The sequence below is a fragment of the Providencia sp. PROV236 genome (genome assembly GCF_033676985.1).
GTDB classification, from domain to species: domain Bacteria; phylum Pseudomonadota; class Gammaproteobacteria; order Enterobacterales; family Enterobacteriaceae; genus Providencia; species Providencia manganoxydans.
Genome location: NZ_CP096297.1, coordinates 2,634,338 through 2,645,225 on the forward strand (window position 1 = coordinate 2,634,338; position 10,888 = coordinate 2,645,225).

General features: G+C 39.1%; 9 protein-coding genes. 6 read left to right on the forward strand and 3 right to left on the reverse strand.

Features of this window, described 5'->3' with window-relative positions; translation table 11 throughout:
* Window positions 1-40: 40 nt before the first annotated feature.
* The gene (locus M1E96_RS11820; RefSeq protein WP_140179084.1) at window positions 41-2,329 is read right to left on the reverse strand and encodes an FdhF/YdeP family oxidoreductase; all 2,289 of its coding nucleotides are present in this window, start codon (window positions 2,327-2,329) and stop codon (window positions 41-43) included.
* Window positions 2,330-2,811: 482 nt separating this feature from the next.
* Between M1E96_RS11820 and M1E96_RS11825 the strand changes: the two genes are divergently transcribed.
* Window positions 2,812-3,681, forward strand: a complete 870-nt coding sequence (locus M1E96_RS11825; RefSeq protein WP_140179082.1) for a fructosamine kinase family protein — start codon at window positions 2,812-2,814, stop codon at window positions 3,679-3,681.
* 46 nt (window positions 3,682-3,727) lie between these two features.
* Here M1E96_RS11825 and M1E96_RS11830 read toward each other — a convergent pair whose 3' ends face one another.
* Window positions 3,728-4,267: a YniB family protein gene (locus M1E96_RS11830; protein ID WP_070925469.1), complete on the reverse strand. Its 540-nt coding sequence runs from the start codon at window positions 4,265-4,267 to the stop codon at window positions 3,728-3,730.
* 248 nt (window positions 4,268-4,515) lie between these two features.
* On the opposite strand from M1E96_RS11830, the gene hxpB reads away from it, so the two are divergent.
* From hxpB to M1E96_RS11855, 5 genes are all read left to right on the forward strand, one after another.
* On the forward strand, window positions 4,516-5,181 hold the full coding sequence (gene hxpB / locus M1E96_RS11835) for a hexitol phosphatase HxpB (RefSeq protein WP_070925470.1): 666 nt from the start codon (window positions 4,516-4,518) through the stop codon (window positions 5,179-5,181).
* Between the two features lie 190 nt (window positions 5,182-5,371).
* Window positions 5,372-5,947: a metal-dependent hydrolase gene (locus M1E96_RS11840; RefSeq protein WP_070925471.1), complete on the forward strand. Its 576-nt coding sequence runs from the start codon at window positions 5,372-5,374 to the stop codon at window positions 5,945-5,947.
* Between the two features lie 178 nt (window positions 5,948-6,125).
* Window positions 6,126-7,517 carry an L-cystine transporter gene (locus M1E96_RS11845; RefSeq protein ID WP_070925472.1) on the forward strand — a complete coding sequence of 464 codons (1,392 nt, stop codon included), beginning with the start codon at window positions 6,126-6,128 and terminating at the stop codon, window positions 7,515-7,517.
* Window positions 7,518-8,036: 519 nt separating this feature from the next.
* Window positions 8,037-8,315: a DinI-like family protein gene (locus M1E96_RS11850; RefSeq protein WP_369427020.1), complete on the forward strand. Its 279-nt coding sequence runs from the start codon at window positions 8,037-8,039 to the stop codon at window positions 8,313-8,315.
* A 171-nt stretch (window positions 8,316-8,486) separates the two neighbouring features.
* Entirely contained in the window at window positions 8,487-9,299 is an 813-nt protein-coding gene (locus M1E96_RS11855; RefSeq protein ID WP_369427021.1) for a hypothetical protein, read from the forward strand.
* A gap of 159 nt (window positions 9,300-9,458) precedes the next feature.
* On the opposite strand, the gene M1E96_RS11860 is transcribed toward M1E96_RS11855, so the two are convergent.
* On the reverse strand, window positions 9,459-10,826 hold the full coding sequence (locus M1E96_RS11860) for a hypothetical protein (RefSeq protein WP_369427022.1): 1,368 nt from the start codon (window positions 10,824-10,826) through the stop codon (window positions 9,459-9,461).
* Window positions 10,827-10,888: the final 62 nt, after the last annotated feature.

The following is a 10,888-nucleotide window of genomic DNA, read 5'->3' on the forward strand; positions in this document are numbered from 1 at the left end:
AGACAAAAAAGCCACCATCGCGGTGGCTTTTTATGATTAATTAAGATGCAACATCAACTTTTTCTAGCACAATCGGAATATTTTTATAAGCAGGAATACCACTTTGTGGATCAAAGTTATCCAGTGCAATTAAGTTGTTGGCTTCAGGGAAATAAGTCACTACACAACGATCAGCCATATCATAAATCACCACTTTTAGGTTATCTAAACGACGATGCGTGCGTTTTTGTTCACTATCTAATGCGATAATATTCACCCTATCACCCGCAGCTAAGTTCTGCTTCTTAGCCTGTGCTTCGCTAATAAACATGACATCTCGCTGACCGAACACACCGCGATAGCGATCATTTAATCCATAAATAGTGGTGTTATATTGGTCATGACTACGTACCGTTGCTAATACTAACTCACTGTTTACTGCGGATTTTGGATCTTCAATAACGCCTTCCGTGGTCAGGAAATTAGCTTTACCTGATTGAGTAAGCCAACGACGCTCTGCAGCCGCATTGGTTAAATGAAAACCACCCGGCACACGAATGCGTGCATTATAATCATCAAAGCCAGGTAATACCGCTTCCATTGCATCACGAATTTTATCGTAATCATCGATAAATTCATCCCACTCAACCTTTGTATTTGGTAATGTTGCTTTTGCCATACCAGCAACAATTGCACATTCAGATTTTAAATAAGGGCTAGCAGGTTTTAACTTGCCATGCGATGCATGAACCATCGACATGGAATCTTCTACTGTAATGCTCTGAGGTCCTGTTTTTTGCTCATCTCGCTCAGTACGACCTAATACAGGGAATAAAAAGGTATTTTTTGCCGTTAATAGATGAGAACGATTTAATTTAGTACCAATATGTACCGCTAAATCTAATTTTTTCATTCCCTGATAGCAGGCATCCTTATCAGGCATTGCAACCGCTAAGTTACCTCCCATGCATATTAAAGCATTCGCTGTTCCCTCGGATATCGCTTGCATACTTGCCACCGCTGCGTGACCGAATTCCGCTGGTGGTTTAAAACCAAAACGCTGCTCTATCTTATCTAAAAAAGATTTGCTTGGTTTTTCAGTGATCCCCACTGTACGATCGCCTTGGACATTTGAGTGACCACGCAATGGGCAAATACCCGCGCCTTCACGCCCAATATTCCCTTTGAGCAGAAGTAGATTAACCAGTTGTTGGATATTCTGAGTGCCATGTTGGTGCTGGGTGATCCCCATTCCATAACAAATAATCGTGTTATCAGCGTCAATATATAACTGAGCAATTTGTTCTATTTGCTCTTTTGATAACCCACTAACACGTAATATATTTTCCCAGCTCGTCGTCATGACATCATGTTTAACGGCATCGAACCCAACAGTATGTGTTTGGATAAAATCATTATCTAATATAGATGGCTTGCCTTGAGCAATTGCCTCATCATCTTGCTCCAGAATACAGCGTATGACACCCTTTATTAGCGCAGTATCGCCACCAATACGCACTTTGTAATAATGCTCCGCCAGAGGTGTGGAATCAAAAGTCAGCATTTCCGCGGGATCCTGTGGATATTCAAATCGCTCAAGGCCACGTTCTTTAAGCGGATTTATGGCAATGATTTTTGCACCGCGTTTTGAAACTTCACGCAATGAACTTAACATTCTTGGGTGATTAGTTCCGGGGTTATGCCCAATACAAATAACCAAATCGGCTTTATCAAAATCTTCTAATAGGACGGTTCCTTTTCCAACGCCGATCGAGGCTGCTAGCCCGACGCTGGTTGGTTCATGGCACATATTTGAACAATCTGGAAAATTATTCGTACCATATTCTCTGGCAAATAATTGATATAGAAATGCAGCTTCATTTGATGTTCTGCCAGAGGTATAAAACTCAACAGTATTAGGATTTGAATAATTCGCTAGGCATTTACCTATTTGTCTGAATGCCTCATCCCACTCAATCGCTTCATAATGATCAGTTTCAGCATTATATTTAACCGGATGAGTTAAACGACCTTCATTTTCTAAATCGTAATCATCCCATTTTAATAATTCAGTTACAGAATGTTTAGCAAAAAATTCAGGGGTTGTTTTTTTTGATGTGGCTTCCCATGACATCGCTTTAGCACCATTTTCGCATACATCAAATGAAGCATAATGTTTCGGATCAGGCCATGCGCAGCCAGGGCAATCAAAGCCTTCTGGTTTGTTCATTTCAAACATAGCAATAACATCGTGACTCACATTCATTTGACCACGAATAGCTTCTGCGACGGCTTTCACGGCTCCCCAGCCTGCTGCTGGACCTGTATAATTTTCAATTTTTTGTTTCATTTTCATTACTCTTTCAAATTTAAATATGGCAAAGAATAAATATCAAATAATTACATTCTAATTATGATTTAAAATAATTTAATTATATTCAATTGAAAATATAGCAAATAATATTAATTACAATAAGTAATTATTTGATTAAATGCGACTTCAATATTAAATTCAAATGATAGTCGTATTTAAATATTTAATTATGATTACTTATCAATAGAATTTAAAAGTAATGTCTTCATGATTACTTCCAGACTAGCTTTCAACTAAGTGACTGATTTCGTGATAGGCTCTTCTTTTTAAATAATTATTACTGTTAATTCCCAAACTGTCACTATAGAATCGAGTTATATACTAAATAATTCGAGTTGCAGGTAGGCAAGAAGCGAAGATAGATGGAGGAGTATAGAAAACAACTAGCTGAGCGTAGTTCCCCCTGTAGCTTGAAGTATGACGAGTATAGTGAAGACCAAAGCAAAGCGAGGTGAGTCATGTGGCAAGCAATGTATCGTTTATTAAGCGAACACTTAGGTGAAGCAGAATTTCATAACAAAGAAATTCTCTCTGGCGGTGATATTCATCACACGATGAAAATCGATTATGGTCAACATACCATCTTTGTAAAACAAAACCTGCGTGAGTTTTTACCTTTGTTTAAGCAAGAAGCCGAACAACTTGAAATGCTTGCTAAAAGTAACACGATCACTGTCCCAAAAGTTTATGGTGTGGGTAGTAATAAACATCATAGTTTCCTGCTTCTCGAATACTTTCCCCTCAAAAACTTCGATTCAACTAATGCATGGCGTTTTGGTCAACAACTCGCTCACCTCCATCAATGGGAGGAACAACCGAGTTATGGGTTCGATTTTGATACCATGCTAGGCACTATCGTACAGCCAAATAGCTGGGAAAAACGCTGGAGCTCTTTTTTTGCAGAGAAGCGTATTGGCTTACAATTACAATTGGCAGCAGAAAAAGGCATGGTATTTGGTGATATCCAACGGATCGTTGATGTTGTTAAAGAAAAGCTATCCGGTCATCAACCGCAACCATCACTATTGCATGGTGATTTATGGCCCGCTAACTGTGCTATGACTGCTGAGAATAATGGGCTGTTATATGATCCAGCATGCTACTGGGGAGACAGAGAGTGTGATATCGCCATGCTCCCGCTATACCCCGAGCTTCCTATCCAAATTATTGATGGTTACCAAAGCGTATGGCCGCTACCTGCCGGATTTATTAAAAGACAGCCTATTTACCAACTCTATTACTTACTTTGCCAATCAAATATCTTTGGCCTTGAAAAGAGTTACGTGCATGCACGCTCTATTATTGATGAATTACTTGATGGGAAATAATTGATACGTTGGCCCAACACAATTGCTGGGCCAATAAACTGATGATTTACCAATTCAATAATTTCAAAGCAAAGTAAATCGCAATCCCGAATACAATTGGCCAAAAATAAAGAATAAAGAACTGGGTGAAAATAGTATGACGAGGAATAGTCACTTTTGCCTCAAGCTCTTCTTTTGAAATATCATTACCTTTGGCTTTTTCTAAAATAACGTGATCTTCAAGGCTTTCACGAATAAATTTAATTTGTCGGTACATACGTAGGCCTGAGGCACTCAACGCTAAGCCAACAAAAATAAAAATAAAGATCACCATAAAACCAATATTTGCACCTGAAAACCCTTCATTGACATGAGGTACAGGAGAATTATTCCAAAACATATTCAAAAATGGTGTACTTTGCCGTGTCATTTCTGCCATTAGTTTAATAAAATCATTGGCTACTGCATTAATCCCCTCACCTTCTAATCCTTTCATACCCGCCAATTTTACCAATGAAGCTAAAGTTGAAATTAATGCTACAAGAAAAACAATCCAACCAAGTATACGCTTGCCGATTGCGACATAACTTGCAGTCTGGTAATTCATTATTAACCCTCAAAAATTTTTTTTATAACTAATCATAACTGAATTTTTGAGAAGCCACCAAATTTACATTGGCTAATATTCCTCAGATAATGATTTTCAGATTATTTAACTCATTAATTCCTAAGCTATTAACAAAGAAAAATGTTCAAATATATATAATCAGTTGCTGACTTGCTACAATGCGGTGTCTCACTAAAAGGCTAGCAGTTTCAAGTTGGCTTAAAAAACGCTATGAATGGAGTTTTGATATGTACCATAACTTATCCATCCAATCCGTTATTTTTGATATGGATGGCTTACTGATTGATTCGGAGCCTTTTTGGGCACAAGCTGAACACGAAGTTTTTAGTCAACTAGGTTTAGACCTTTCCGTTGCCGACAAACTGCCTGATACATTAGGCTTGCGTATCGACCATGTGGTTGAACTTTGGTACCACGCTTCACCATGGCAAGGCCATACTCTTCAACAAGTCGAGCAGATGATCATTGACCGTGTTATTGGGCTTGTTGAAGAGCAGCGTCCCCTTCTTTCAGGCGTGCACCATGCACTTGATCTCTGCCGCTCAATGGATTTGCGTATCGCATTAGCCTCTGCATCGCCACAATACATGCTAGAAAAAGTCCTAAACTTATTTGAAATTCGAGATTATTTTTCTGCGGTTGTTTCTGCGGCCGAGCTGCCTCACAGCAAACCGCACCCTGAAGTTTATCTTAATGCGGCTGCTTTATTGGAAACCAAACCAATTCATTGTGTATCGTTAGAAGATTCATTTAATGGAATGATAGCAGCTAAAGCCGCTCGAATGCGTTCGATTGTTGTTCCTGATAAACAACACTTTAACGACCCTCGCTGGGGGCTTGCTGATGTGAAGCTATCTTCACTTGAGCAATTGACTGAAAAATACCTACGCTAATCGCCCTATTCGCTGCTTTCTTACTCATCCCTATCACATATCGATAGGGATAGAGCACAAAAGTATAAAACTCTAACGTTATCGACTAATAACTAAGAGTTTTTTTCATTTTTAGCCCTATCATATTCTTTTTAAACACTTTATACTGCCCGTATAACTGTATAGATAAACAGATGGTAATTTATCCACCATGACCGCTGAAGGGCACCTGCTATTTTCTGTCGCCTCATTAGTAATGGCACATAAGTTAGAATTAACGCCTGAGCTTGCTCAAGGTGATTGGCTGCATATGGTGCCTGGCGCGTTACTCGGCGCACTATTACCAGATATCGATCACCCTTCTTCTATACCGGGTCGGTTGCTGCGTATTTTGTCATTACCTATTTCCAAATTGTGTGGGCATCGTGGATTTACTCATAGTCTAATTGCTTGGCTGTTGCTTTCTATAACATGTTATCAATGGCTTGCGGTACAATGGCCAATTCCCAGTGATTTACTTCAAGCCTTCTTACTTGGCTATATCAGCCATTTAATCGCCGATATGCTAACCCCTTCGGGGGTACCTTTTTTATGGCCGCTGCCTATACGTTTCTGTTTTCCTATCTTGCGCAGTAAATCAAATAAACGTGCAGAACGCTTTATTGCTATCGCATTGACAGTTTGTGCTTTTTCGCTACCCGCTAGTTATAGTTTTGATTTATATGGCCAATTTGAAGGCATTATAAAATATATTCACAATCAAATAGATATGCATAACTCTGCATAAGTGTCAGTTTTGTAATATACTGTAAGCATCAATCATCATAAGTTATTACTTTTCGGTATAAGAATTGTCATTTATCTACTGATAACATATAACCAGTTGTTAGGATGAGCTAATCCCTTATAACCTTTAAGGTTGCAACGCTAATAACATAATTCAAAAACTGCGATTGGAGTTCGGAATGAATATTCCTTTAATAATTAATGTGCTTGTCTTTATAGCACTACTGATACTATTAGCAAAACTCGGGGCAAAGGGCTGGAGCCTGTCGAAAAAAGTATTGGTTGGTTTAGTTTTCGGTGTTGCCTACGGTGTCGTGCTACACCTAGTTTATGGCAATGGTCATCAAACAGTTAAAGACTCCATTCTTTGGTTTAATATTGTTGGTAATGGTTACGTACAGCTATTACAAATGGTGATCATGCCATTGGTTTTTGCTTCTATATTGAGTGCTGTCGCACGCCTACACAAAGCCTCTTCTTTAGGCAGGATCAGTTTCTTAACCATCGCTACGCTACTATTAACCACAGCTATTGCGGCACTGATTGGTATCTTAATGGCTAACCTATTTGGCTTAACCGCTGAAGGTTTGGTACAAGGCCAACAAGAAACCGCTCGTTTAGATGCTATTCAAAGTAATTATGTTGGAAAAGTTTCAGACCTAACTGTTCCACAGCTGATTTTATCATTTATTCCTAAAAATCCATTTGCTGATTTGACTGGTGCAAGTCCAACTTCAATTATCAGCGTGGTTATTTTTGCTGCTTTCTTAGGTATTGCAGCCTTGCAACTATTCAAAGATGATAAAGAACGTGGCGAAAAAGCATTAGCTGCGATTGATGTATTACAAGCGTGGGCAATGAAATTAGTACGTTTGGTGATGCGTTTAACACCTTATGGGGTGATGGCGTTAATGATCAAAGTCGTCGCAAGCTCTAACCTGTCAGACATCATTAATTTAGGTACTTTTGTTATCGCTTCATATGTCGCCATTGCATTAATGTTTATTATCCATGGCATCTTTATCGCGGTAACCGGGTTAAGCCCAATTAAGTTTTTCAAAAAAGCGGGTCCAGTGTTAACTTTTGCATTTACTAGTCGCTCAAGTGCAGCAAGTATCCCACTGAACATTGAGACACAAACGCGTCGCTTTGGTATACCTGAATCTATTGCAAGTTTTTCAGCTTCATTTGGTGCAACAATCGGTCAAAATGGTTGTGCCGGTATCTATCCTGCGATGCTCGCTGTGATGGTCGCACCGACGGTTGGGATCAATCCTTTTGATCCGCTCTGGATTGCCACCTTAGTGGGTATTGTAACTGTAAGTTCTGCTGGCGTTGCTGGTGTGGGTGGCGGTGCGACTTTTGCTGCACTGATTGTTCTACCAGCTATGGGGCTGCCTGTAACACTCGTTGCCTTACTAATCTCAGTTGAGCCATTAATTGATATGGGTCGTACAGCATTGAACGTGAGTGGTTCTATGACTGCTGGTACGGTTACCAGCCAACTCATGGGTGAAACGGATAAAGCTATCTTTAACCAAGAGGATGATGGTGATTTGAAACACGTCTAACCCTCAGTGTTATTCAACTTTTAAAGCCTGCTGTTTAAAGCAGGCTTTTTTGTTGTCAAAATAATTTAATTAAATTTATTTATCGTACGGATAATTATAAATAACAGGATTAACGTCTAAAAAACCTTGCCAATAGTTAATAGTACGTAAGATAATATCGCCTGAGTAACGATTCTGGGCCTCCTGCCTATGTTACGTCAGCCCGTCTTCTGCGGGTCTCTATTATCAAAATTGTTAGTGGTTTTATATATGACAAATATTCATACAGTAAGAATTAATTTAACCTCTTGATTTAAAATTAATTTATCGCTAAAAATGAAGAATTTCACGTCACTAACCATCCCTTCTAATACATTGATTTATCTGTAATGGCCAAATAGTTTTGGGGAACTGTTTTTTCTCAATCCCCATAAAAAGTTAATAAAATTTCTTGATCTCTCACGCTATTTTACTGTATATAATCACAGTTATATTTTACTGTATATAAAACCAGTTGATTTAATCTAAAGGGGGTGTTTTATGGTGACCATCAAGATCCGTTTTAACAGCAACAAGAAAGGCCAACTACCTACCGGCACATTCGAAGCATTGAAAAATGAAGTAACAAAAAGATTAAGTGCTAAGTATTCTGATCTTAAAGTCGATATTAATTGGGGTACTCAAGATAATTTATCGATTGATGGTCTTGGGAAGAATGAGAAGAAAACTTATATTGAAGAAACGCTGGAAGAAATTTGGAATGATGGTGAGTGGCTTCCTGAAACCCAAGAAGCCGAAATGGAATATTTTGATAAGTGATCTAAATGCGCTAATTATTCATCAAAAAAAGATTGTAAGTATTATTGAAAGCAATTTTCTTTTAATATGACGCTTCAATCACTTACAAATATAAACTTTTACTTAAGTGTGTTATTATTTATACCAAAGTCAAATATTACGGATCCGTTATATCTACAATTGGTATTAAATATGACAACTGCGTTTGGACGTCCGGGAGCATTTTGGAGTGTTGATTCTCGGTGGACGTATAAGTTACAAAATAAGCCGATAGACGATCATCCAACAAGGAAGTTTGTCATATGTGATTCAGAAATAACTATATTTGCTGGCGATGAGAATCCAATTTTAGTTGAGCAAGCCTCCATATTAGGGCTCATCAATGATGAAGACTATATAAAACTAATATCCAATTTAACGGATGAAACCTTAGAGTCCATCATTGTGTCCGAGTCAAATGGAAAGCTCCTTGAGTTTCATGGAGGAAGATTTTATGGTGATAATACCTTATCCGGCGTAGAGCGCAGGAAAAGAATGTCAAATTTATTCTGCATAGGCAGTGGTGGATTGCACGCATGTGACTTCTTTCACTTTGCCGAAAGAAAAAAGTCCTTTATTAGTGATTTTGGTTGTAATATAGTCGGAGCTATGAATAATGCATCATTAAAAGATTTCGCAACTGGCGGCACCCCAAACATAAAACCTTGGGTAAAGTGTAATAAATTTGGAAACCTAAGTCGATATCAAGAATTTCAGGAAGATGTTTCATTATATAAAACGTATGTTTACGACAAGGTGAGAGATATGCTTAAAACTCTAGATGAAAATCTTGACGTGCAGTTAAGTGCAAGCAGCGCTATCTCAAGTGAACACTGTTCGTCAAACGTAATTGAAAATGGTTCTTTACGCAAAGTTTCCGTTGGCTCATCCGTGGCTAGACTGAAAAGGCGGCTTGAGAGAAAACAAAAGCAACAGGGCGATGTTGTTCGCCTTGAGTCTGTGTAATTGAAATTAGTGTCTCCTGCGTTAGTTTTATAATTAATTGACAGGCTTAAAGACTACTCTAAGGTGCGTCCATTGTAGCCAGCGCGACAGGTAGCGATAGCAAGCTAAGTCAGCGCTGAGAATAAGCCCCTATATTAGGGGCTTTTGCTTATCTAATGATCAGTAGCTTCCCTGCTCTGCCCTTTCAGCTTCCTCTGCTACAAGTTTAGCCTCTTCTTCCGCTTGCTTCTCTGCTGCTTCTTTTGCTAATCGCTCTGATTCTGCTTTCTTGGGATTGTAGATAGAGTTCGGTGGCATTTCGACACGCATATCTATCCAGCGAGACTCAGGTACGTCACAAGGCTCGTAGTTTTCGTAGTAAACAGGGTTGCCGTCTTCATCAAAGTGCTTAATGCGCTTGTTCTGAAAACGCTCCGGTAGGTCAGCGTTCTGTTGGTGGAAAACAAAAACTTCAATATCACCATCAGGTCTCACCTTGTAATCAATAAGCACCATGTTTTTACCGTTATGGTCTTGAGGGATGACAAAGCCGTTATTGATACCCCATGCACCATCTGCATTAAAACCCACAACACCTTTGATGAGGTAATGGCCAATACCAAGGTGCTCCATTTCAACGCCTTCTGACTCTTCGTTAAGCTCAATGTGATCAGCAAATAATTTCACAATTGGCGATGCTGCTTTTAAGTTGCCGTTGGAGTCTTTGGTTGTGTTTTTATCACTATAAAAGATACATCGTTCTACTCTAGCATCGCTTCCGCCCTTTCTTACAAGTTGCAACCAATCTTTGCCGAAGTTCCCCAACAATAATACCTGATTGTTTATTGAATTATTGTATTTAGTAACAATACATGAACCGTAAAAATCCGTTATGCCAAGCTCTGTCATTCCTTCGACGTTGTGTGATGCATTAAAAATACCAACTTTATTTTTTTCAAAATTTTCGACACTCCCTAGGTAGCTACCATTCATAGAGCCTCCTATCCCATAATCACCAACTTGCATTAGCGTGCCGTATTTGTCAGGCAAGACATGCGTCCCTTTAGTCGATTTGATTGCGTTCTTACTGAAAGTCACATCACCAGAGATAGTTCCACCCGCTTTATCAAACTTCCCATCAAGCTGCTTATCCATTTCTTTCGCCGTTCTCAGTTGCTGTGTTGTTCCATCGGGCAACGTCACTGTAATTGTACCGCTTTCTGTCGCCCATCGATTTAAGATATCGCTGAACTGCACATTCGCAACGTTCATGGCAACAACTTTGTTTGCTGCATCTGAAACGGAATTCACCATCGTTGTCAGTATTTGATACGGTGCATTGCTCACCGATGCAGGCACAGGGAAACTCAGTGTTATCTCTGTGTTGCTCTGAATAGACGCAATGCTGTTGATGTAAATTGTTGACCCGTTTTGAATTAAAATCACTTGCTCTGCTGAAACGAGTGAGTTGTTATCTTTCCACTTAGTACCTACTCCCACTAACTTTGTGCTGTTTGCTGTCGTTGTGACTGTTCCTACGTTGTACATAATATTCTCCGAAATTTAGATACAAAAAAACCGCAATTAAGCGGCTTGTTTATGTGATAGAC